The sequence below is a fragment of the Ralstonia pickettii genome (assembly GCF_001699815.1).
Taxonomy (GTDB): domain Bacteria; phylum Pseudomonadota; class Gammaproteobacteria; order Burkholderiales; family Burkholderiaceae; genus Ralstonia; species Ralstonia thomasii.
In genome coordinates this window covers 88242-110476 of the sequence record NZ_MCGB01000096.1, presented here as the reverse complement: position 1 = coordinate 110476, position 22235 = coordinate 88242, and the positions used below count along the sequence as shown (strand labels likewise).

At 58.8% G+C, this 22235-nt stretch carries 21 protein-coding genes and 1 pseudogene; 10 read left to right on the top strand and 12 right to left on the bottom strand.

Annotated features, from left to right (window positions below):
* Positions 1 to 765 precede the first annotated feature (765 nt).
* The 8 genes from BEK68_RS20665 to BEK68_RS20630 all read right to left on the bottom strand — a co-directional run bounded on the left by BEK68_RS20665 (position 766) and on the right by BEK68_RS20630 (position 10832).
* Positions 766 to 1926 (bottom strand): low temperature requirement protein A, encoded by a 1161-nt coding sequence (locus BEK68_RS20665; RefSeq protein ID WP_065851881.1) that lies wholly within the window; start codon positions 1924 to 1926, stop codon positions 766 to 768.
* A 35-nt stretch (positions 1927 to 1961) separates the two neighbouring features.
* Entirely contained in the window at positions 1962 to 4652 is a 2691-nt protein-coding gene (locus BEK68_RS20660; protein ID WP_065851879.1) for an excinuclease ABC subunit UvrA, read from the bottom strand.
* Positions 4653 to 5266: 614 nt separating this feature from the next.
* Complete coding sequence (locus BEK68_RS20655) at positions 5267 to 5950, bottom strand: type 1 glutamine amidotransferase domain-containing protein (RefSeq protein WP_004631575.1); 684 nt, start codon at positions 5948 to 5950, stop codon at positions 5267 to 5269.
* Positions 5951 to 6979: 1029 nt separating this feature from the next.
* Positions 6980 to 7813 carry a shikimate dehydrogenase gene (aroE, locus tag BEK68_RS20650; RefSeq protein ID WP_065851877.1) on the bottom strand — a complete coding sequence of 278 codons (834 nt, stop codon included), beginning with the start codon at positions 7811 to 7813 and terminating at the stop codon, positions 6980 to 6982.
* A gap of 7 nt (positions 7814 to 7820) precedes the next feature.
* Positions 7821 to 9032, bottom strand: a complete 1212-nt coding sequence (locus BEK68_RS20645) for a CaiB/BaiF CoA transferase family protein (RefSeq protein WP_065851875.1) — start codon at positions 9030 to 9032, stop codon at positions 7821 to 7823.
* On the bottom strand, positions 9032 to 9490 hold the full coding sequence (locus tag BEK68_RS20640; protein ID WP_065851872.1) for a MaoC family dehydratase: 459 nt from the start codon (positions 9488 to 9490) through the stop codon (positions 9032 to 9034). The genes BEK68_RS20645 and BEK68_RS20640 overlap by 1 nt, the downstream gene beginning before the upstream one ends.
* Before the next feature lie 2 nt (positions 9491 to 9492).
* Positions 9493 to 9885, bottom strand: a complete 393-nt coding sequence (locus tag BEK68_RS20635) for a VOC family protein (RefSeq protein WP_065851870.1) — start codon at positions 9883 to 9885, stop codon at positions 9493 to 9495.
* Positions 9882 to 10832, bottom strand: coding sequence for a ketopantoate reductase family protein (locus BEK68_RS20630; protein ID WP_065851884.1), 951 nt, complete (start codon positions 10830 to 10832; stop codon positions 9882 to 9884). The genes BEK68_RS20635 and BEK68_RS20630 overlap by 4 nt, the downstream gene beginning before the upstream one ends.
* Before the next feature lie 97 nt (positions 10833 to 10929).
* On the opposite strand from BEK68_RS20630, the gene BEK68_RS20625 reads away from it, so the two are divergent.
* Positions 10930 to 11829 (top strand): LysR family transcriptional regulator, encoded by a 900-nt coding sequence (locus BEK68_RS20625; RefSeq protein WP_065851868.1) that lies wholly within the window; start codon positions 10930 to 10932, stop codon positions 11827 to 11829.
* Between the two features lie 57 nt (positions 11830 to 11886).
* On the opposite strand, the gene BEK68_RS20620 is transcribed toward BEK68_RS20625, so the two are convergent.
* Positions 11887 to 12810 (bottom strand): LysR substrate-binding domain-containing protein, encoded by a 924-nt coding sequence (locus BEK68_RS20620; protein ID WP_024541808.1) that lies wholly within the window; start codon positions 12808 to 12810, stop codon positions 11887 to 11889.
* Between the two features lie 118 nt (positions 12811 to 12928).
* On the opposite strand from BEK68_RS20620, the gene BEK68_RS20615 reads away from it, so the two are divergent.
* From BEK68_RS20615 to BEK68_RS26275, 4 genes are all read left to right on the top strand, one after another.
* A complete protein-coding gene (locus BEK68_RS20615; protein ID WP_024541809.1) occupies positions 12929 to 14332 on the top strand; it encodes an MFS transporter in 1404 nt (467 codons plus the stop codon).
* 28 nt (positions 14333 to 14360) lie between these two features.
* Positions 14361 to 15413 carry a Gfo/Idh/MocA family protein gene (locus BEK68_RS20610; RefSeq protein WP_024541810.1) on the top strand — a complete coding sequence of 351 codons (1053 nt, stop codon included), beginning with the start codon at positions 14361 to 14363 and terminating at the stop codon, positions 15411 to 15413.
* 25 nt (positions 15414 to 15438) lie between these two features.
* Positions 15439 to 15873 (top strand): type II 3-dehydroquinate dehydratase, encoded by a 435-nt coding sequence (gene aroQ, locus BEK68_RS20605; RefSeq protein WP_024541811.1) that lies wholly within the window; start codon positions 15439 to 15441, stop codon positions 15871 to 15873.
* A 234-nt stretch (positions 15874 to 16107) separates the two neighbouring features.
* Complete coding sequence (locus BEK68_RS26275; RefSeq protein WP_316851922.1) at positions 16108 to 16512, top strand: LysR substrate-binding domain-containing protein; 405 nt, start codon at positions 16108 to 16110, stop codon at positions 16510 to 16512.
* Here BEK68_RS26275 and BEK68_RS26270 read toward each other — a convergent pair.
* Positions 16500 to 16721: pseudogene (locus BEK68_RS26270) on the bottom strand (M20 peptidase family dipeptidase); the annotation flags it as partial. The gene BEK68_RS26275 and the pseudogene BEK68_RS26270 overlap by 13 nt on opposite strands.
* Positions 16722 to 17055: 334 nt before the next feature.
* Between BEK68_RS26270 and BEK68_RS25600 the strand changes: the two are divergent.
* From BEK68_RS25600 to BEK68_RS20590, 4 genes are all read left to right on the top strand, one after another.
* The gene (locus BEK68_RS25600) at positions 17056 to 17400 is read left to right on the top strand and encodes a hypothetical protein (RefSeq protein WP_137910739.1); all 345 of its coding nucleotides are present in this window, start codon (positions 17056 to 17058) and stop codon (positions 17398 to 17400) included.
* 224 nt (positions 17401 to 17624) lie between these two features.
* The gene (locus tag BEK68_RS20595) at positions 17625 to 18074 is read left to right on the top strand and encodes a hypothetical protein (protein ID WP_024541813.1); all 450 of its coding nucleotides are present in this window, start codon (positions 17625 to 17627) and stop codon (positions 18072 to 18074) included.
* 565 nt (positions 18075 to 18639) lie between these two features.
* Complete coding sequence (locus BEK68_RS25165) at positions 18640 to 19119, top strand: HAD domain-containing protein (protein ID WP_025574135.1); 480 nt, start codon at positions 18640 to 18642, stop codon at positions 19117 to 19119.
* Positions 19120 to 19374: 255 nt separating this feature from the next.
* Positions 19375 to 20343, top strand: coding sequence for a diguanylate cyclase domain-containing protein (locus BEK68_RS20590; protein ID WP_024541814.1), 969 nt, complete (start codon positions 19375 to 19377; stop codon positions 20341 to 20343).
* Positions 20344 to 20570: 227 nt separating this feature from the next.
* On the opposite strand, the gene BEK68_RS20585 is transcribed toward BEK68_RS20590, so the two are convergent.
* Positions 20571 to 21074 (bottom strand): DUF6471 domain-containing protein, encoded by a 504-nt coding sequence (locus BEK68_RS20585; protein ID WP_249262950.1) that lies wholly within the window; start codon positions 21072 to 21074, stop codon positions 20571 to 20573.
* Positions 21075 to 21290: 216 nt separating this feature from the next.
* On the opposite strand from BEK68_RS20585, the gene BEK68_RS25595 reads away from it, so the two are divergent.
* On the top strand, positions 21291 to 21779 hold the full coding sequence (locus tag BEK68_RS25595; RefSeq protein ID WP_025574138.1) for an HAD domain-containing protein: 489 nt from the start codon (positions 21291 to 21293) through the stop codon (positions 21777 to 21779).
* 88 nt (positions 21780 to 21867) lie between these two features.
* Here BEK68_RS25595 and BEK68_RS20575 read toward each other — a convergent pair whose 3' ends face one another.
* Complete coding sequence (locus tag BEK68_RS20575; RefSeq protein WP_024541817.1) at positions 21868 to 22164, bottom strand: DUF6471 domain-containing protein; 297 nt, start codon at positions 22162 to 22164, stop codon at positions 21868 to 21870.
* Positions 22165 to 22235: the final 71 nt, after the last annotated feature.

Genomic DNA, 22235 nt, shown 5'->3' with positions numbered 1-22235 from the left:
GTGTCCGCAAGAGGCGCTTGGCAGCGTTAGAGGGGTTATCACCTTGCTGCAGGAAGCGCGGGATCGTATGGAGGCGGACTGAAGGTCGCCGAGGCGTAACCGCAATGAAAAAAGCCGACGCGCAAACGTCGGATTTTTTTTGCCCATCGGTTTTGCGACCGTTTGAAGACCCGCCCGTTAAGGTGCGCCGTGCCGATAAAGCATAACGTGGCCGACGAATAAAGCATAACGTGGCCGGCTGCACAGGGGCTTAGTCTGGCTTGGCGCTAGGCCATAAAGCACAACTTGGCCCAACGGGACGGAATAAGGCATAACCTGTCCAAACGGGTTTCTTCCCGTTGAGGCCCGCGCAATGCGGGTCTTGGGACGTTGTAGCAGAGCGTCCCGAGTCGCGAGTTCGTCATTGGACCGTCTACCTACTGATCATGACGACGCATGCTGCTGCTCGGCTCAGGCGGTAGGGCATAGAGCCACGGGCAGGGCTGAAATCTTTGGCCCTAATGGAACTGCCTCCGACCTTCCAATGAATTAAGCTTCGGTCGTAGGAATGTGCCGAACGGCCTACTTCGGCGTTCTCTAATAGACAGCGACGTTGTCTATTAGACAGCAGGTTGATCCAACGTACAACGCCGGTAGCAGGATGCAGGGGCTCGCGCCTATATTCGCCGTCGACAACCGCCAGAAGTCCGGCCGTTTCGACTCGTTTTACTTCGACACAGATAACTTGGGACGCCATCCGCATCGCACCCGAACTTGCTGTGTCGCTCATGGCTGGTCTCCCGTGATAGCGCTGTTGCGTGGATGATCCTGACGCCCACGGGGGACGGTCAGGTATTTGAGACTGAGGAAAGCATAACAAATCACCGTAGCGGTCAGGCCAAGCAGGATGTAACTGGTTCTGGGCAATAGCAGGGCAAGCCCGGTCAACACAAACACGACCAGGGTGTTGACGACCAACTGGCGCCGCAACTCAGGACGCTCCATGAAATAGGCGTACTGCTTGCCAATGAAAAAGCAGACCGTGCCGATGACCAACAGTATCCGGAAATCGGATACCTGCATGTCGTCCAGGATCGCATGCCGGATCAGGCTCGCCAGGATCGACAGGCCGATGAAAACAAAAAGATGCGAATACGCGACCGAATGACCGGTCGCGAGCTTCTGTCTGGACAACAGGTGAAAACTGTCAAAGTAGACCCACCAGATGCTGGATATCGTCACGAAGCCGGTGGCGGCGGTCATCAGCCTCACCACAGTCCAGCTAATATTGGCCAGTCCCGCCGACAGGCTGATAACGGACTCTCCCAGTAAGATGAGCGTGAGCAGGCCCACACGCTCGATCAGGTGTTCGGTATGCACTGGGATACCCTGGAGATGACGGGGCAAAAAAAAGAGGAACGCAACCAGATCGAACAGTATTCCAAGGTAAAACACGACATATCGCTGTGGCGCCGGGAACAGGATCGAAGCGAGGCTGATGGTGGCGCCAGCGAGGGTCACCCACCCAACTGCCGTTGTGAGATGCACGCTTTCCTTATGCCGTTGCTTCGATACGAAATACATCATGGCGATGATGTATTTCGAACAAGCGTAGCAGACGATGATGGCCTCAAAGCTGGCCAGGAATCGTTGGTCGATCAAGCCTGAGATGATAATCATCAGGAACATGATGAACAGGGTTGCGAGCCGATGCTTCCGGTCATCCGCGTCGAACCGGTTGGCATACATCGTGTGGCTGACCCAAATCCACCACAAGGGTATGAAAGCGAGGACGTATTGCCAGAACTGGGGTGGGTCAAGATGACCCTCGTGCGTGTGGTTCAGGATATTCGTTACGTCACCGATCGCCACCACAAAAATCAGGTCGAAGAACAACTCGAGCCAGGTGGCACGGCGATTGAGTTCGAAATATTTTGTGTTCTGCATTTTGGGCCTAACAAGTAATGCTAGCGCACCAATCTTCAGTGGTTGTTGAGGTACTGCCGCAGATACTCGACGGTGCGGCTTTCCTTCGCGCGCACGATCTCCACTGGTGTGCCGCTCGCCACGATCTTGCCGCCGGCGTCGCCGGCGCCCGGGCCGACGTCGATAACCCAGTCGCTCTGCGCGGCCACCCGCATGTCGTGTTCGACCACCACGACGGTATTGCCGGCATCCACGAGTCCCTGGAGTTGCACCATGAGCCGGTCCACGTCGGCGGGATGCAGGCCGGTGGTCGGCTCGTCGAGGATATACAGCGTGTCGGAGCGCTGCGCGCGTTGCAGTTCGGTGGCGAGTTTGATGCGCTGGGCTTCGCCGCCGGACAGTTCGGTGGCCGGCTGGCCGAGCCGCAGATAGCCCAGGCCGATGTCGCGCAGCACGTTCAACGCGCGCATCACGCTGGCTTCGTCGGCGAAGAAGTCGCAGGCGGCGTCGACGGTCAGGCGGAGCACCTCGGCGATGTTTTTATCGCGCCACGTGACTTCCAGCGTCTGCGCGTTGTAGCGCGTGCCGTGACATGTCGAGCAGGGCGCGTAGACGCTCGGTAGAAATAGCAGTTCGACGCTGACAAAGCCTTCGCCTTCACAAGTCGGGCAACGGCCTTGCGCCACGTTGAACGAAAAGCGGCCCGCGCTGTAGCGGCGCTTGCGGGCGAGCGGCGTGTCGGCGAACAGCTTGCGCACATGGTCGAACAGGCCCGTGTAAGTGGCAAGGTTGGAACGCGGCGTGCGGCCGATCGGTTTCTGATCGACGCGCACGAGTCGCCGCACGGTGTCCATCCCTTCTGTGATGCGGCCTCCGGTCGGCACGGCGGTGGCGGCGAACAACGGGTCCTGCTCGTCGTTGTCCGGGTTTTCGAAGGCGCGTCCAAGGTGGCTAGCGACCAGCTCGGGCAGTGCCTGGCTCACGAGGCTCGATTTGCCCGAGCCCGACACGCCTGTGACGGCAGTCAGACAGCCGAGCGGAAACGCGGCATCGAGCCCGAGCAAATTGTTGCGCGTGATGCCGGCGAGCCGCAGCCAGCCGGTAGGTTTACGCGGCATACGTTCGACTGGCGCCGGCGGCGCGAACAGATGCCGGCGCGTTTGCGACGCCTCCACCTTCGCGAGTCCGGCGGGCGGCCCGCTATAGACCACATAGCCGCCGGCCTCACCCGCTGCGGGGCCGACGTCGACCAGCCAGTCGGCGCGCCGCATCATCTGCAGATCGTGTTCGACGACAAACAGCGAATTGCCCGCCGCCTTCAATCCCTGCAGCGCGCTGAAGAGTGCTTCGCTATCGGCGGGATGCAGACCGGCTGATGGCTCATCGAGCACGTACACGACGCCGAACAACTGCGACGATAACTGCGTGGCGAGTCGCAGGCGCTGCGTTTCGCCGGATGACAGCGTGGGCGTGCTGCGCTCCAACGCGAGATAGCCCAGGCCCAGATCGACCAGCGTCGTCAGGCGCTCTAGAAGTTCGGCTGCGATACGCTGGGCAGCGACGCGCTTCTCCTCGGACAGGTTGGGCGTGCGCCTCACGTCGGGCGAGGCTTTGTGCGCGGAACCGCCTGCGGCGCCCCGCTTTTCGACGGCATCGCGCATGGCGCTCCTGCTGAGCACGCTGCCTCTGGCGGCGTCTTTGACCGAATGAGCGGCATCCGGCTCGGGCCATTTTCCGCGCGCGATCGGTTCGAGCATCTCGGCAAGTCTGGCGAGCGGCAACTGAGCAAAATCGCCGATATCGAGCCCGGCGAACTTCACCGACAGCGCTTCCTTCTTGAGCCGCTTGCCATGGCAGGTCGGACAGACGCTGCCGACCATGAATTGCGACACGCGTTTTTTCATCAGCGCGCTTTGCGTGTTCGCGAACGTGTGCAGCACATAGCGGCGCGCACCGGAGAATGTCCCTTGATAGCTCGGTTCGTCCTTGCGCTTTAGCGCGGCGCGGGTTTCTTTCGGCGTGAGGCCGGCGTAGACGGGCACGGTCGGCTGTTCGTCGGTGAAGAGAATCCAGTCGCGGACTTTCTTCGGCAAATCGCGCCACGGTTTATCGACGTCGTAGCCGAGCGTCACCAGAATGTCGCGCAGATTTTGTCCGTGCCAGGCCGGCGGCCATGCAGCGATTGCGCGCTCGCGAATGGTCAGCGAGTCGTCCGGCACCATGGATTTTTCCGTAACCTCGTACACGCGGCCGAGTCCATGGCAAGTCGGACAGGCGCCTTGCACCGTGTTTGGCGAGAAATCCTCGGCGAACAGCATGGGTTGCTTTGGCGGATAGTCGCCAGTGCGCGAATAGAGCATGCGCACGAGACTCGACAGCGTGGTCACGCTGCCAACCGACGAGCGCGCGCTCGGCGTGCCTCGCTGCTGCTGCAATGCGACCGCGGGCGGCAGGCCTTCGATCGCGTCCACTTCGGGCACGCCGACCTGTTCGATCAGGCGCCGGGCATACGGCGCGACCGATTCGAAATAGCGCCGCTGCGCTTCGGCGTACAACGTGCCAAATGCCAGCGACGATTTTCCCGATCCCGACACGCCGGTGAAGACGACTAGCGCATCACGCGGAATCTGCACGTCGATGTTTTTCAGATTGTGTTCGCGAGCGCCGCGCACGCACACGAAGCCGGTGAAAGCGGGTGCGTCGGATTGCGCCGGCGTCGAGCGAGCTTCGTTGCGGATGGCGTCCATATCGATGAGTAACGAATAAGCATGGCTCGGCTAATCGAGCGAAAACTAATGAAGGCGCTCGGCACAGGCTATTCGGGCTCGAAGGTTGTTGAGCAACGAGGGCGGGGATGGCCGCTGCGGCCAGCATTGTCGGGGCATCCTCACCGCTTCAATTAAACCCGAAGCGCCAGCATGACAGCGGCACATTTCCCCAGACAGCCGAGACTGTAAAGAGCCATCCCTAAAGATTCAAACATGATGTGCGAGACCAGCATGAGGATGCCTGCAACGAATTCCGCACTGTGTCATATCGAAGAGCATGTGTTCTTCAAGGGAAGATTGCATGACGCGGCTCCTCCATTCTTTTTAGACAATCAGGGGGACCAGCCAGGGCTGACACGGACAGCAACAGAAAGCCCCATGACATGATCAAACGATCATCGTTCGCGCTTCTACCAGCCAGCGACGCCGATTTTCTGAAAAGATTCCCTGTGCGATCAAAGCAAAGTGCTTGGTGCGCGCCGGTTCAGGTTCGGCTCGGGCGCATGTATCACGTCCTTCGATTGGTTTCGGGTTTCGGATCTGCTGGCCCACTCTCCTTTTGCATGACTCACTCCTTCAACTCCGGCGACGTATCAAGCCATGCTCAGCCTCGAGAGCAGCGCTTTTGCCGCTGCTTCCGACGAGGCGGGATTCTGTCCAGTAATCAGGCTTGCCGCGACGACCACATAGGATTGCCAATCCGGCCCCTTCGAATACTTGCCTCCATTCTTCTTCAACATGTCCTCGACGAGGAATGGCACCACTTCCGTAAGACCGACGGCCGCTTCTTCTGAATTGGCAAAGCCGGTTACGGGTTTATCGCGCACGAGCGGAGAGCCATCGGGCGCCTTTGCATGACGGAGCACACCGGGTGCATGGCAAACGGCGGCGACCGGCTTTCCCGCCGCATACATGGTTTCGATCAATGAGATCGACTGCGGATCTTCTGCCAGATCCCAGAGCGGTCCGTGTCCGCCGGGATAGAACAAGGCATCATAGTCCGCGGCCGAGACAGTTGAGAGCTTCGCTGTATTTGCCAGGGCCGCTTGCACTTCGTTATCGTTCTTGAAACGCCGGGTTGCTTCGGTTTGCGAATCCGGATCGTCGCTCTTGGGGTCGAGAGGCGGCTGGCCGCCTTTTGGCGAAGCGAGCGTCATCTCGACGCCTGCGTCCTTGAACACGAAATAAGGCGCGGCAAACTCTTCGAGCCAGAATCCGGTTTTCCGGCCCGTATCGCCGAGCTGGTCGTGTGAAGTCAGTACCACCAGAATCTTCATGACAACCTCGCGAGTCCGTTCAATTCACGTTGCAACGAGCCGAAGAGCGGTGTCGTCGACCCAAGTCATTCTGGCAGTATAGGCGGCTGTCAGGAGCGCTGAGGGTGTTGCCGGTTTTTGTGCTGTGTTCTTCCCCGCCCCTTGACCACGTCGGCATCGAACGGTCGGAGGTCGCCGGAACATGTCGATTCCAGTTCCGCCAGTATCGAATTCCTAAGCTCCGCATAACGCGACCAATCGGTAACCTGAAAGAGGCAAGGTCGCGGTGACCCAACGCAAGTACGGATGGCATCTACCGTATGGGCGCCTCTGCCATCGAATTTAGGAATTGCGAACTGTAGATACGAGGCCGTGCTTAGTGCTGTCCCCCGTACGGATTCTCGCAACAGCCCTCACTTTCCAGCCGTGTTGAACATTCGGATGGAGAAAGGAATTTCATGTCATCACCGCGAACTGCCGTTCAGCGTCTACCGAAGCTGAAACCGCGTGCGCAACGGAAGTTCGGTATTGCGATTTTCGTCCCGAAGATTCACTTCGACCGCCCAAGTCACTGCAGGGTCAAGGGGCCCGAAGAATGTCGCTGTAGGTGAAGTTGCCGCTTAGGTTGAGCGGTGGGAGACCTCGCCTTGTTTGCCGAGGATGGCCTCCCTTGCCAAGCAGACCCAGGTGATTTTCCTTACCCACCACCATCACATGGAAGCACTCGCTCGAGACACATTGGGCGATGGCATCAATGTCGTGCGCCTGTAATCAACGAACTATCATCGGCCAACGAACGACGGGGCCTCGCAATGTCGCAAGTCATATTGGATGAACAACGTGTGCAAATCGTGGCAGCCGCAGATAAGGGCAATATGCATGGAGTCACTAAGAAGAATAGCGGCCGTGACCTGCCCCCGGGGATTAGTACGCTGACGATGTAGAGTCCGTTCCCATACGCCGGAAATCTCCACTTATGGACGGTACTAATTCCGGTGTAGGGTCACTTGCCTCTCTCACTGCAAATCGATGGGTGTCCAAGTTGGTCGGTCAATCAAACGGAACTGTGAGCTGGTCGATGATGGCTCGCGTTTGCGGGCGAACGCCGCGCCACCACTCGAATGCTTCTGCTGCTTGTTCAACCAGCATGCCTACTCCGTCCGCAATGCCTTGAACACCGGCATTGCGCGCCAGCCGCAGGAACGGTGTCAGTTTTTTTCCATACGCGAGTTCATATGCGGTTCCCTCCGGGCTGAAAACGCTGGGCGGGACGGGAGGAAGGTCTCCAGTCAGACTTGCTGACGTTGCATTGACCACGAGGTCGAATTGCCCCATCGGCTCAAGCTCGCCATAGCCAAGCGCACGCAGCGGCCCCTTTGAGCCGACCTCGCTGACTAAGTCCTGAGCCTTGCACAGGTTCCGGTTCACGATGACAAGTTCTGCGGGCTGTGCCGCAAGGAACGGCAGCAATGCGCCCCGTACCGCGCCACCTGCGCCAAGGACGAGAACGCGTTTTCCTTGCAGCGGCAGGCCTATGTTGACCTCGATATCGCGCAGCAACCCGATACCGTCGAAATTCTCCGCAAATGTCCGACCGTTCGCAAATTTCAGCGCGTTTGCCGCCCCAGCCAGCGTTGCACGCTCACTTCGCTCGTCGGCCATTGCGAATGCCTTGAGCTTGAAAGGGGCCGTGATGTTGATGCCCTTTCCCCCTCCCGCTGCAAAAGCCCGCACCGTATCTTCGAAAGCATTTTCCGGTTCCAGCGGGCCTTCGATGGCCGTGTAATTCATGTCCTGTTTTGTCTCTTTGGCGAACAGGCCATGAATCAGAGGAGATTTGGTATGTCCGATGGGATTACCAATTACCGCGTACTTGTCAGTCATCGTTGGCTCACCTCGAATAAAGCACACCTTCGGATTGCATCGCCTCAATCTCTGCCGGCGTAAAACCTAGCGATTGCGCCACTTCGGCGTTGTGCTGGCCATGGTCCGGCGCAACGTCACGAATCGCCGTGTCGCAGTCTGAGAAGCGGAAAGGCAGGTTGGGCAGGCGCAACGTTCCATAGCGCGGATGATGCTGTTCCACGACCATGCCTCGCGCTACGATTTGGGGGTCGCTCAGGACCTCGTCGATTCGTTGGACCTTGGCGCAGGGTACGTCGACGCTGTCGAGCAACGCGAGTATCTTCGCAACGGAATGCGCGGCCACCCAAGGCTGCACGACCGAAAGAATCTCTTCTCGGAACGTATTGCGACCGGTGAGTGTGTGGAAGCGGCCGTCGGCTCCGAAACCTGCAGGGCCGCCATTCTTCTCGACCAGTTCAGCAAACCGTTTCCAGGCGTCGTCTACCTGAGCCGCAATCACCAGGTCGCCGTCGGACGCACGGAACACGCCGTAGAGCGTGGACGTCGGCATATCGTGGCCCGTTTGCTCAGGCAAAACGCCTTGCATCGTGTAGCACTGCACGGCGTATTCGTGCATCGATACGAGCGTGTCATACAGCGCCATGTCGATGTGCTGACCGCGCCCACTCCGCTCACGTCCCAGCAGCGCTGCATTGATTGCCGCGACGGCATGAATCCCGGTGTACATATCACCGAGGGAAATGCGCAGGAGCGGAGGGCGCTCGCCGGGCGTGCCGACCATTTGCATGATTCCGCTCTTTGCTTCTGCAATCAAACCAAAACCCGCGCGATGCGCATCCGGCCCGGTGTGCCCGTAAGCCGAGATTGAGCAATAAATCAGTCGCGGATTGCGCTCGGACAGCGCGGCGTAGCCGAGTCCGAGCTTGTCGAGCGCGCCGGGTCGGTAGTTTTCGATGAACACGTCGGCCGAGTCACACAGGCGCTGCATGAATGCCTTACCGCGCGGGTCTTTCATATTGACGCTGACACCACGCTTGCCCATGTTGAGCTGCAGGAAATAGCCGCTTTGCTTGTCGTCCAGCACCGTGGCGTGCTGCCGGCCTGCGTCGCCACTGCCGGGACGCTCGACCTTGATGACTTCCGCACCGAGACCTGCAAGGCAGCGACCGACGTAGGGCCCTGCCAGAAAGTGGCTGTAATCGATGACGCGAATGCCTTCGAGGGGACGTGCTTGCATCAGTACGCTCCCGGCCGGCGCGGCACCATGAGGCGATGTTCGCCGCGCTGCACGACCTCGCCCTTCTGATTGATGAGCTCCGAGGGCAGGACCACGATGCCCCAGTCCCGCCGGCTCTTGCTTGCGCGCATGGACCCCACTCGAAACTTCACGTGCAGCACGTCATTGACTTTGATTGGCAGCAGGAAGTCCCAGGTCCAGCCGAGCGACATGCCCGGCAGAAAGCGGTAGTCACTCTGGGTCTTGAGACCATCGGCGATTGACAGACCGAATAGGCCATGCGCGACGATGCTGCCAAAATGACTCGCGTTGGCATATTCCTCATCGACATGCACCGGCGTGTGGTCACCGGTCAGGTCAGCGTAAGCCAGGATGCGTTCTTTGGTGACGGTGTAGGTCGGGCTCGCGCACTCGTCGCCTTCGCGCGCGTCATCCCAATACTTTTCAACGATTGTCATGCTCACGCCTCCGCGCGGGGATTGATTGCCAGTGCCTGCGCGACACAGATTGCGGGTTGGGCTTGAATCAGTTCGACAGCGAGTCCGTCCGGCAAACGCACCCAATTAGGTCCTTGCGGCATCTCCGTCACGCCATAGCGCTTTGCCGCCGTCAAAGCCTGCTCGAGGTCTTCGCACATCACGCCCAGATGAGCGAGTCGGCCCTCCGGTCCGTCGTGCTCTGGAGCATGGATGAACTGCAGTCCACCCAGCGTCCAGTATTGGCGGGGCGCATCAATGGGTCCGTCGACCTCGCGCATCGTCATGCCGAGAACATCTTCGAAAAAGCGGATGTGCCACTGAATGTCCTTCACCCAGATAGCAACGTGCTCGAGATATGCTTTGGGACCGCTCATGTTCTTGCCTCCTCCTTCTGTTGGTCGGTCATCGCACGCTCGATACCTTTGATGCATGCGACCAGAGTGGCGTTGACCGGCGTCGGAATACCAACGCGTTCACCCCAGCGTACGACCGACCCGTTGATGTAGTCGATTTCGGTGACCGAGCCTTTTTCGAGACTCTGAAGCATCGAAGTCTTGAAAGCCGGTCCAAGTCCTGCGGCTGCCAGATTCCATGCGTCTTCCGGCTCCGTGATTGACAGTTCGACGCCTGCAGCCTTTGCAACGGCGATTGCCTCGGCCACTGCGGAAAGTGAGGTCGCCTTGAGAAGGGGTTCTTCGTACAAGGGACCGTATGTCAGACTGGTGATGCCGGTCAGGGCGCCTGTCGCGACGTTAATCAGCAACTTGTCCCACATGGTCCCCATGATGTTGCTGCTGACCGTGGTGGCGAGTCCTGAAGCATTGAACGCTTCAGCGATGGCCTTCGCGCGCGGGGTGAGTCGGCCATCGAGTTCCCCAATGAAGGTGAGCTTTCCGGCAACACCGGCCTGAATATGGCCCGGAGCACGCAACACGCCGCCGACGTAAGTCTTTCCTGCCAGAACTCGCTCGCGGCCCACGATGTCGGCAAGCACATCTTCATGGCCGAGACCATTCTGCAGCGATAGCACGACCGTATCGCTTCCGATGAGGCCGAGCGCGCTGCGCATCGCCGCATCCGTATGGAAGGACTTGACTAGCACGACGACCAAATCCACAGGACCGACGTCGGCAGCGTCCGTGGTTGCGCGGACCTTGATGTGCCTGGAGCCCTCGGCACTGTCCACCAACAGTCCGTCACGGCGCATCGCGTCGACGTGCGGAGCGGAGCGGGTGACCAACCAGGTCTCGTGACCGCCTTGTGTGAGCGCGTAGCCGATAGCGCAGCCGAGCGCACCGGCACCGAGAATCGCAATCTTCAATGGCATCCCCTTGATGTGTGCTGCACACGATAGGAGTTGCCCGACATATTGACAATTCAATGGCTACAATGAGCATATTGCGTATCGCAATAACGCCATGAACTCAAGCGATTTGCCGGACCTGAAGCTGCTCCAGCTTTTTGACATCCTCTATGACACCCGAAGCGTGACTCGCGTTGCCGAGCAGCTCGGGCAGAGTCAACCGACCATCAGCATATGGCTCGGTCGACTGCGGGAGTATCTGCAAGACCCATTGTTCATTCGCACGCCAGGAGGGATGGCGCCGACACCACAGGCCGACGCACTGATTGGGCCTTGTCGGGAAATTCTTGAGTCGCTCCGACGCTTCGTCGCATGGGAAATTGCTTTCGACCCCGCAACTGCGAAGCGAAGGTTTCGAATCTGTATGACTGACGCGAGTCACATCACACTGCTCCCAAGGCTGCTCGCGCACGTCCGTGCTCAAGCGCCGGGCGTTCGGCTGGAGGCGGCGACAATCGATGGCAATACCGAACGCGCGCTGGAATCAGGCGAAGCAGACCTCGCAATCGGTTACGTGCCGTGGCTGAGCGGCGGAATCTACCAACAGCAACTCTACGAACAGGATTGGGTTTGCCTCACGAACAGGCGTCACCCAAGGGGCGGCGCCCGATTTGGTGTGAAACAATATCGCGCGGAAGGGCATATCGCCATTGCGGCTGGAACCGGAGCCCAACTTCTCGAACAAGCGTTGGCACGCGAACGCATCGAGCGCGAGGTCGTATTGGAACTGCCAGGCTTTTTGGGGCTTGGCGCCGTCATCCAGACAACCGACCTGGTCGCAACTCTACCGCGCCACATCGGCGAGACGCTTGCGCAGGCGAACGGGCTCCATGTGCATAACTGTCCGATTCCGGTCGAGCGCTTTGCCGTTCGGCAGCATTGGCACGCGAGATATCACCATGAAGCCGGGAATCGCTGGTTGCGCGGCGTCATTGCGCTTTTATTCGGTGGTTGATGAAATCAACCTCGACGCATGAAGGGCTTCCCCATATGTTCTCGACGTTCTCGGAATTCAGGGAATCGCGGTGTCCAGAGCGTAGGGGCCTTTACGCAAACGCTTGATGATGAACTGGGTGCAGGTGCGCAACTTCGGGGAGGTTTGAAGTTTGGCGGCGGTCACGGCCCACACATTGGCTTCTTGCCGGTATTCAGGCAGCACGCGCTGGAGTTTGCCGGACTTCAACGCATGAGCGACGTCCCATCCAGCAAGAAGGATAATGCCGTGACCCGCCAGCGCCCAATTGCTCACGATGTCACTGTGATTTGAACCGATGGGCCCGGTTACCTTAACCGACTCGATGCCCTGAGGCCCCTGTAGCCGCCAGACGCCAAACGTCTGATGTCGCTCCCGATAGAGAAGACAGTCGTGGCTCGCCAGGTCGGCCGCTGTTTTGGGAGTGCCCCGTCGTGCCAGATATTCAGGGGAAGCACACAACACCCGCGCATTCTCAACGACAAGGTGTGTGACCAGATGCGGTTCGGACACCTCACCCATCCGCACATCGATATCGAACCCCTCGGCCAGCAGGTCGACGCGGCGGTCCATCAGTTCCAGCCATATCTCGAGTTCAGGATGCGCGCGATGCAGCTCAGCCAATATTGGTGAAAGGTGGTTACGTCCGAGTCGCAAGCTTGAGCTGATGCGCAACTGGCCAGACAGGCGGGTGTCCGTATGCGACACGCTGTCGTTCAGCCCTTCCACCGCTTCCAGCACCTTGCGCGCCCATGCATAGACTGCTTCACCCGCATCACTGATGCGAACCCGGCGAGTCGTGCGGTGAAACAGCGTAACGCCCAGCGCACGCTCCAAATCTGCGACCCGCTTACTGACGTAGGCGGGGGAAATACCGAGTTCCGTTGCTGCCGCGACGAAGCTCGAGCGTCGAGCGACTTGGCAGAAGACGCGAAGGTCAACTAGGTCCCAATCATTGTTCACGATTTGGAATGATTAAAGTGAACGATGCACGCATTGTAATCGCATCGGTTGACTTTAATCTCCGCTCCAGACAAAGCCGCGCGTCAAGTACGCGGCGGTCATACATGGAGACGAAACAATGAAGCATCAAGCCAGCAATGCGGCCGACGGCGGACACCCGACCCGGCAGACGCGAAGAGCTGTTGCGAGCGGTTGGATAGGCTCAGCACTCGAGTACTACGACTTCTTCATCTACGCGACGGCTGCTTCGCTCATCTTCCCGCAAATCTTCTTTCCCAAAGGCAACCCCACAGTCGCCATCGTGGCTTCGCTGGCCACGTACGGCGTGGGGTACGTCGCACGACCCATTGGCGCGTTCTTCCTGGGGCACCTGGGCGATACGCATGGACGGAAGAAAGTGCTCATCACCTGCATGTTCCTGATGGGATTCTCGACAATGGCGGTCGGACTTCTGCCCACCTACCAACAAGCCGGCGTTCTCGCTCCCACGCTGCTCGTCATCATGCGGCTCATCCAAGGGTTCGCGGTCGCCGGGGAGATTTCCGGTGCGGCCTCCATGATTCTGGAGCACGCCCCCTTTGGGCGCCGGGGTTACTACGCAAGCTTCACGCTTCAGGGTGTGCAAGGCGGCCAGATTGTCGCCGCCGCCGTGTTCCTTCCACTGGCTCATTACATGCCGGAAGACGCTTTCAATTCCTGGGGTTGGCGTCTGCCCTTCCTGTTGAGCTTCCTGGTCATTGTCGCGGGCTACGTCATCAGACGAAAAGTGGAAGAGACACCCGCCTTTCAGGACGAAGGCATCAAGAACGCCGTGCCGCGCTCTCCAATCGTGGAAGCGTTCAAATACGGTTGGCGCGACATGCTTCGCGTTGTCGGCATCGCCCTGATGAACGTCATTCCGGTCGTGACTACCGTGTTCGGCGCGGCATACGCGGTACAGCCGGGTTATGGAATCGGGTTAGCGAAGGACATTTATCTCTGGATTCCGGTGCTCGGCAACATCGTCGCGGTGCTTGTTATTCCCTATGTTGGCAACCTGTCGGACCGCGTCGGAAGACGGCCCCTCGTCATCGGTGGTGCGCTCGTATCCGGGCTGCTGTCGTTCTTCTATCTGTACGCAATCAGTATCAAGAACGTTCCGGTAGCCATCGGCATGTCGCTCCTGATGTGGGGCGTTATCTATCAAGGCTACAACGCAATCTTTCCGAGCCTCTATCCGGAGCTCTTCCCAACACGCACGCGAGTGACCGCCGTCGCCATTGCTCAGAACGTCGGAACGGCACTCACCGCGCTGTTGCCCGCGCTCTTTGCCGCCGTGGCACCTCCGGGCGCGACCGGCATTCCGATGACCATCGGCGCAATCACGTTTGGCATCACCGTTGTGGCGGCGGTTGCGGCCTGGAGTGCGCGCGAAACCTATCGGATTGCGCTGAACGATTTGGGCAAGCCTGATGCGAGCCCGGTCAGCAAACCTGAGTATCAAGAGATGCGCCAGCAGGCTCTTGCGCAATCACGCGCCTAAGCGCAATGACTGAGGAGCAATACGAAGCATGAACAAGACTCGAATCGCCGTCGCGGGGGCCGGCTACATCGGACAGGCGCATATCGGCGCGGCCGTCGGGAGTAGCACCTGCGCGCTTTCGGCCATCGTGGACCCGTCGCCTGCAGCGAAGGCAATCGCAGAACAAGCGAACGTGCCGCTTTACGCGACACTGGACGAACTGTTCGAGAAGGATAAGCCGGACGGTGTTGTGCTCGCGACGCCCAACCAATTGCATGTTGCACACGCAATGCAAGCTCTCGAAGCACAGGTACCGATGCTGCTCGAGAAGCCAATTGCGGCGACCGTCGCCGAAGCCGAGGTGCTGGTGCGCGCTGGCGAGGGCGCAGGCGTGCCGATTCTGATTGGCCACCACCGCGCCCACAGCCCAATCATGGCGAAGGCTCGCCAGGTCGTGGACTCGGGGGTTCTCGGACGTCTCGTCGCGGTGACCGGTACCGCGATGTTCGTGAAGCCGGACCACTACTTTGTCGATGCCCCCTGGCGTCGCGAGATTGGCGCCGGCCCGATTCTGCTGAACATGATTCACGAAGTGCACAACCTCCGCATGCTCTGTGGCGACATTGTCGCCGTCCAGGCATTCAAGTCGCATGCGACGAGAGCGTTTCCGGTCGAGGACACTGTCGCTATCAATCTTCGGTTCGAAAGCGGCGCGCTCGGCACGTTCATGCTCTCGGACGCGGCCGCCAGTGCTCGTAGCTGGGAGCAGACGTCACAGGAGAACAAGGCCTACCCGACCTACGAAGACGAAGACTGTTACCTCGTCGCAGGTACAAACGGGAGTCTGGCCATTCCGACCATGCGGCTGAAAACCTATCCGCGAGACGAGGACCGCTCTTGGTGGAAGCCGTTCGAGGCTGGCGTGGTCGGCATGGTGCGAGATGACCCCATCAAGCATCAGATGGAGCATTTTGGTGCGGTTGCTCGCGGTGCGGTCGCGCCTTTGGTATCGGCGCGAGACGGCCTCAAGAACCTGCGCATCACCGAAGCTATCATTACAGCGGCTACGTCGGGCACCGTCGTCGAACTGCCGCGCGACTGAAACTCAAGGTTAAGGAGGGATTGAAATGAAAGTACTCATGCTTCATGGCGTCAACCACAATATGTTTGGCAAGCGCGACCCGGTCCAGTACGGGACGATTACCTTGGCCGAAATAGACGAGAAACTGCAAGCGCTCGGTCGCGAGTTGAACGTCGAAGTTGACAGCTTCCAGACGAATCACGAAGGTGAGATGTGCGAGCGTATTCACAAGGCCTTCACCGATGGCGTCGACGCGGTGTTAATCAATGCCGGCGCCTGGACTCATTACAGCTATGGTATTCGCGACGCGCTGGCGATTCTCACGGTGCCTGTCGTCGAGGTGCATATGTCGAACATCCATGCTCGTGAAGCCTTCCGGCATCACTCGGTGTTCGCCGAAGTTGTGAAGGGACAAATCTGCGGTTTCGGTGTCGACAGCTATCTGCTCGCACTGCGCGCGGCCGCTTCGGCGACAAAGTAGCCTTCGACATGGCTGTTGCGCGGCTAGCTCGCGTCGAGCGATATTTTCGCACCAATGAAAATGGCCACGCGGAAACGGGTGGCCGAATCAATCGTTGCCTTCGAGATGCAAACATCGCTAACCAAGGCAAAGCAATCAACCTTCGGGAAGTGAGGGGGCGAGTCCCTCGCTTCGACAAGCGAGCTGACAGGTGTTGGCGGCCGAACGCAGTCGGCCGCCGGCACGACTACAGATTTGGGTTCGTTGGACCGCAGACGGTTTTCACTAGGTTGCCCCAGTAACGCAAGCCAACGGCTTCCCTATCCCGTTGCTCTAACGCATCCGTCGTATGGAACGAGGCAACTGGTTGATGCCGCAATGATGTTGGAGAAGATACGGCTCAATCCAACCATCACGACGAACTCAATCGCCATCCTGAAGCTCTTTGCGAAGAGCGACCTTGGATACAGTCTGCTACCGCCGTTCTCCATTGCCACCGAGCTTGCCGCTGGTGAGCTGAAGGCAATTCCCATCGACAACATTGTCCTCCGTAGTTCGGAGGCTCAACTGGTGATTCGTGTTGGTCGGCAGCTCTCCGCTGCGGCAAACCGCCTCCTTCAGCATCTCAGCTCCCCGATGCGAGCCTTTCAAGAGGCGTAGACCCCATTGTCTCCAAGGTCCCACCAGAGGCCGGCCATTAGCATGAGTCCTTCTCGCGCAATCCCACTCAGCATGTGTTCATCCGGCGCATGTTGAGCGTAGCCGGGGTAGGAGTGTGGAATCCAGATGGTCGGCAACTGGAGAATGTCCGAGAACACGTGGTTTGGAATCGAACCTCCAATGCTCGGCAGAACAACAGGTGTTCTTCCATAGCCTACGTGGCCTTGCATCTTTCACCAAACGTCCTAGACTGCAGTCGCGCGCCCCAGCGGCGCATCAGTTGTTGCCGCCACAAGCAGAACTACTTCCTGGCAACAATCTCATCCCTTGCGTGCAAGACACCCCGACGGCCCATCGAGCTGCTGACTCGTCGTGCCTGAGCTTGGGCTGACCGCGCCTGTGCCCGCTTAGCGGGCGTAGGAGCGTGGTTTTGTGCCCAAATTTTTGCAATCGGTTGTGCTGACTTGCTAGCAAAGGCGTCTCTCGCCTGTGCAGGGCGTCATTGCGCCCAATGAGGCTGCTTAACAGCGTAGGAGCAACACCGTGCACACGTGGATTTCGACGGTCGAAGACATTGCAGGAGACGCCCTCCTCGTGGAGTGGCGCGTGATGCAAACCTGCGTTGGCACCAGACACTTTGTCGGTAAATGCATGCGCAATGGCGGTTGCTGCCGGGTCAGCCCGCCGATTATCTCCTTTGATGGCACAGCCAGGGTGGGCCTCACCAAGGGCGGTCTTCGATTTGCCTTGTCGGGCGTCGCTGGCCGAGACAAAGGTCTGGTGAAGCTTTGTTGGTACATCGCAGCTTGGTCCAACAAGGTCTCAGGTCATAAGGACGTGACAGGCGAGTATTTATCAGAATTGCTCACAAGGGAGTGTCTCGCCTGAGGTAGCGCTTATGGAATCACACCAACGCCGCAGACGAGAGTAGCGAATAGAGGGAGGGGCGCGGTACTGACCGAGGTACGACGACGTCCCCAGCGGCGCGATGATGGTTCGGCAGCACGTCTTCTCGGTCGGCGGAAGACTCGTCCGTAGAACGACGACGCGAGTGGCTGGTGCGCCCACGCAGTATGGACGTTGGCGCCTCTGCGGAGGCGAGGAGATTGGCGATGCTGCTCATCACGATTGAATTGCTTCCTAGCGGCTGCGCAGACGGTCACGGGGCGCTGGCGATAGCTGAAATCGGGCGCATTCAGGGCGGCCGACTGGGGCGCTACGCCGTGACTCTTCGGGAGGAGCCATTCGGCTTGGTGGGGGAGGGACAGCTCAGTGGCTACCCGAGGTATAGCGCCAGTATCTGGGACCTCGTGGCGCGATGCATCGCCGTGGGCTTGACTGGGAAGGAAGAGCTGCCCGCCCGTCCAAGGATACCCCTGGTCCCAATCCACTTTTCAGATTCGCTCGCGTACGTCCGCTTGAGTGAAATTCCTGAACCTGCCCGTGCTCTTTTCGCGTCCAACATCCGAAACTCTGCTTGTCCGGTGATTGCCGGCGAGCCTGAGCCGACGGGCTGCGCGTACTTGTGGGATTGGGAAGACTTTCTTGATGGCAGGCGATGAGCATCCATAAATGGCAGGAGTGTCATCATGTCATTCGAAACAGTTCCTCCGGTCAGCGTGCAGCCGCAAGCAACGCTCACACGGTGGAGAGTGTTTGAGACCGAGCTGGGACAGAGGCACCTCGTAGGCCATTGCGTCGAGAGCAGTCATGGTCGCGTCACCTCGGCCGTCGTCTCGTTTGATTTCCGTACACGCACTGGTATCACCAGTAGCGGTCGGAGGTACGCGTTGTCGGGGAACTCAGGATATGACGATGACGCTCAATATATTTGGCTGCTTTGGACCCTCTACAACGCTGTCAAGGAGTTCAAGGATGTAACCGAAGAATACGATGCGCCTTGCAACACAATTCAATGACGCTGTCGGAGGGGGCTACCGATGTGGGCGATGAATACGATGCACTCCGCGATGGTGGTTCGTGATAGCAGACGCCGAACCAGCTATTCCAACTGTCTGCATGCCACGCGGTGTAGATATCAGGCTCCGCCATGTAGCTCTCATATCGCCGCCTCCAGTCACAATGGCGGGAACTTGGTTACTGCACTAGCTTCACGTCGACGACGGTATGACAAAAAGCGCTCCCCGAATCCTCGTCCTCTTCACGGATTTTGATGGCGTACTCCATGCTGCAGATGAGCCCGCTCTGGATAGTGCTGGGCGCCTAATCGCTAATCCCAATTTGTTCGGCTGGCGACCAATCCTTGTCGACATCCTGGCGCCTCACCCCGAGGTTCAAATCATTGTGAGCTCAGATTGGCGACGCTTGCTCGATGACGACGATTTGAGACGAGTGCTTGGTCCTCTTGGCGCCCGCTTCGTTGGTGTTGTGGAAACCTGGGGCGCATCCAGGGCGGACGAAATTCTGACGGAAGTTCGGCGGCGTCGGCTTACTCGCTGGCTCGCAATCGACGACCATCCGAGCGTGGTTGCTGCAGGTCGATGTGATGCACGATTCATCGCATGCGCCTCGAAGACAGGTCTGAGTGCTCCGGCTGTCCAGGCGACGCTGCGGTCGAGGCTCGCAACGATTCTAGCCTCTGGTTGATGGTACGTCGTCCAGCCGTTCGCGACCCGCAGTAGCCAATCTCTGGGCAATTTTCGATAAGTTCTCGACGGCGCGGATGTAGCGGTCGCAGCCCTTTCGCATGGGAGTGGCACATGGACTTCGAGCGAGCGATTGTCACTGCGATTGCAAAGAGCCTGTCAAAGAAACTGCACGAACTGAATCGACGTAACGTTGTCGTTCTCTTGTCAATACCAGTGACAGCGCTGGGACGTGAGTTGAAGAAAAAACTGAGAAATGAACTCCGCAAGCCGACTTTTAATTGACGCACCTAGCGTGTTGCCAGATACACGTAACAACGATGTTTTGGCAGCATTTTCTAAGCATCCAAACCTGCATGCTATCGCTGTCGTCAAGGATGAACGGCCCGTCGGCATCATCAGTCGCCGTTCTTTCATTGATTGGTATGCGCTACCTTACCACCGGGACCTGTTTGGCAAGAAGCCGTGTATGACCATTGCGAACCCCACTCCCGCTGTATTGGAAAAGGGTGCGACGATGGAAGATTTGGTCAATCTGCTGGCCAGCGATGACCAACGCTATCTCGCGGATGGACTGGTGCTCGTCGAGAATGGACGTTATGCAGGGCTTGCACGAGGAGAGGACCTTGTACGCGCGGTCACGGAAGTGCGTATCGAGGCGGCAAGGTACGCAAACCCATTGACGTTCCTGCCGGGCAACTTACCAATTGACGCCCACATCAAGCGGCTGCTAACAAGCGGAGCTCCCTTCCACGCGTGCTACTGCGACCTAAACAGCTTCAAGCCGTTCAACGACCAGTATGGCTATTGGAAGGGCGACGAAATGCTTAAGTTGGCGGCTGCGGTCCTGAGTGAGGCCTGTGACCCACTTCGTGACTTTCTCGGGCACGTTGGCGGCGACGATTTCCTGATTCTCTTCCAGAGCGAGGATTGGGAGTCGCGCATCCGCACCGCCATGGCGGACTTCAATCGCAAAGCGGTGGAGATTTACACGCCAGCGGACATCAAAGCGGGCGGCATCAACAGTGAAGACCGTCACGGCAACCTCCGCTTCTATGGCTTCGTGACGGTCGCCGTGGGAGTCGTCTCGGTGCCCTCAGACTCTCAACTCGATAGCGATGCGATTGCGACGCTGGCGGCGTCTGCCAAGCGCGAAGCCAAAAAAGCAGTTGACCACTTCTATGAGTGTTCGTGCGACCCCCTTGTCATGAACTGCTGTAGCTGACCTTACTGGGATGCACTCGTGCTCTCTTTTCGGAAGCAAAGTTCTGGCGACGCTACGCGCGTCGCAAAGCGGGCTTGTCAAGACATGCGCGATGGGGAGCGCACGATGTAACAGTGCTTGTGTCCCCTACCATCCGGCCTACACTAGTGGTGCGTGTTTTTACGTACCGACTAACTCGAACCGAGCAAAAGCAGAATTACAAGAAGCTCCGCGCGATGAGGGCAAGCTTAGGTATTGACGGTCGCCGCTGTGTGCTCGATGTCTCTCTGGTCAACGAAGCGCTCCATTCCGCCAATAGGTGCGACCAGAGACAGCTGTAGGACTAGGACAAACGGGAATTCGCCAAATGCAATCTGCGATTCGAGAGAGCTGGCCTCTGCCGGGATGCCGAGTCGCGTCAGGCGGTGTCCGAGTTTTGCAACGTCAAGCGCGTGAGCCGTTAGCTCATGGACGACAATCTTCTTGGCAGCAATTTCCCAAGCATCCTCCGTCTCGATGTATGCCTTCCAAGATGGCGGGTACTCCGAATCGACAGCCTTCAGAACCTGGAGGAAAAATGCAAAGCGATATGAGCCTCGCTGAACTTTACTCTCCGCGCCTCTAACGGATTCCTGGATTCCCATGGCGCAGAGCTGCGCGGCAAGGGTTTCATAGCTGAATCCTTTGCGCGCAAGCAGCCCTCGTGCAGTGCGCGAGGCCAAGCGCGTCCAGGGCGTGTCGACGTGACTCACGGCACGAACCTTTAGGTTGTAGAACTGTGTGCTCGTCGCGAGCGCGGCAAGCAGTGCAAAAAGACGACTTAACAGAAGCAGAACTCCAGCCGCAATGGCGAAGTCGGCCCTATCTCTGTCGGCGAAGAGAGGAAGTCTGCGCAATTCTAAGCCGATGTTTCCCGGCTAGGAAGCTGCCTCCGCTCTTGGCGCTGCGTTTGCCATCGAGGAGTCGCGATGGAACCTGCGACCCTTTACCTTGGTTTCGACGGTGTGCTCCATCCTCGCAACGTGCGTCTGCATGAAGGGGAGACGCCGCGTCTTCTTGTCGCTGGCCACACGTTGTTTGAAAACAGCCCCTGGCTTGAACGCGTCATCTGCGCGAGGCCGAAAACGCGCGTCATATTGCACACATGGTGGGTTTTCTATTCCGGCTACAGGTGTGCGGCGCAGCGGCTACCACCTACTGTGCAAGCGCGCGTAGTCGGGGCAACGCTGCCGGGAAACCGGCTTTTACACGTGGCAAACATGCCGTTGGTGCCTCGACGAGAGTGGCTCCGCGCTGATATCGAGCGCCGGCGACCAGAAAACCCGGTCCTCATTGACTGCGATGTTCGACAGGTGCTCGCCAAGTTGACCGACAGGGCTTTGATTCTCGACGGTCAACAGGGTCTATCGTCAGAGCGGCTGGTTGATGCGTTGATTGCGCTACTCGACATCGCTTAAACAGCAGAAAGGGAAAGACCACCCATGTTGGGAGGGGGTGATGGCGAGCGGCCGGGACCGAACGACTAGGGCGCCGTGCAAGTGGGTTTCAACGCGACGAACGAGCGCTCGTTTGTTTCGGCTTGGCGAGAATGGGGATGGATTGCAGTTCCATTGCGGTCAGGCAAGCGAGCAGAAAAGCTGCAGAAAACCGCTTTCGATTGACCTTGCGGTTTATCTGGTCGGCCGATTCTTCGATTCCATAGCGTTCGAGCCGCCGAGCCAGTTCCTTGTAGCCCAGTTTGCGCTGCGCCATCCCCCAAAGAACCAATTCCTTCGCCCGTTCTTCCCATTGCGCGTAGGGCGGCTCCGCCGGCGCTACTTCATTGCGCTGCGTTTCGTTCATTTGTCGTTCTCCGACCATGCCTGGCATCTGCTCTTCTAAGCCAGCACACGCTTGCAAGGAAAAATCGGCCG

Excerpts from the sequence above, each read along its gene's own strand:
- BEK68_RS20665 (WP_065851881.1), bottom strand. The coding sequence starts at position 1,926 with ATGCAGAACACAAAATATTTCGAACTCAATCGCCGTGCCACCTGGCTC.
- BEK68_RS20660 (WP_065851879.1), bottom strand. The coding sequence starts at position 4,652 with ATGGACGCCATCCGCAACGAAGCTCGCTCGACGCCGGCGCAATCCGAC.
- BEK68_RS20655 (WP_004631575.1), bottom strand. The coding sequence starts at position 5,950 with ATGAAGATTCTGGTGGTACTGACTTCACACGACCAGCTCGGCGATACG.
- aroE (WP_065851877.1), bottom strand. The coding sequence starts at position 7,813 with ATGACTGACAAGTACGCGGTAATTGGTAATCCCATCGGACATACCAAA.
- BEK68_RS20645 (WP_065851875.1), bottom strand. The coding sequence starts at position 9,032 with ATGCAAGCACGTCCCCTCGAAGGCATTCGCGTCATCGATTACAGCCAC.
- BEK68_RS20640 (WP_065851872.1), bottom strand. The coding sequence starts at position 9,490 with ATGACAATCGTTGAAAAGTATTGGGATGACGCGCGCGAAGGCGACGAG.
- BEK68_RS20635 (WP_065851870.1), bottom strand. The coding sequence starts at position 9,885 with ATGAGCGGTCCCAAAGCATATCTCGAGCACGTTGCTATCTGGGTGAAG.
- BEK68_RS20625 (WP_065851868.1), top strand. The coding sequence starts at position 10,930 with ATGAACTCAAGCGATTTGCCGGACCTGAAGCTGCTCCAGCTTTTTGAC.
- BEK68_RS20615 (WP_024541809.1), top strand. The coding sequence starts at position 12,929 with ATGAAGCATCAAGCCAGCAATGCGGCCGACGGCGGACACCCGACCCGG.
- BEK68_RS20610 (WP_024541810.1), top strand. The coding sequence starts at position 14,361 with ATGAACAAGACTCGAATCGCCGTCGCGGGGGCCGGCTACATCGGACAG.
- aroQ (WP_024541811.1), top strand. The coding sequence starts at position 15,439 with ATGAAAGTACTCATGCTTCATGGCGTCAACCACAATATGTTTGGCAAG.
- BEK68_RS20595 (WP_024541813.1), top strand. The coding sequence starts at position 17,625 with ATGCTGCTCATCACGATTGAATTGCTTCCTAGCGGCTGCGCAGACGGT.
- BEK68_RS25165 (WP_025574135.1), top strand. The coding sequence starts at position 18,640 with ATGACAAAAAGCGCTCCCCGAATCCTCGTCCTCTTCACGGATTTTGAT.
- BEK68_RS20590 (WP_024541814.1), top strand. The coding sequence starts at position 19,375 with ATGAACTCCGCAAGCCGACTTTTAATTGACGCACCTAGCGTGTTGCCA.
- BEK68_RS25595 (WP_025574138.1), top strand. The coding sequence starts at position 21,291 with ATGGAACCTGCGACCCTTTACCTTGGTTTCGACGGTGTGCTCCATCCT.
- BEK68_RS20575 (WP_024541817.1), bottom strand. The coding sequence starts at position 22,164 with ATGAACGAAACGCAGCGCAATGAAGTAGCGCCGGCGGAGCCGCCCTAC.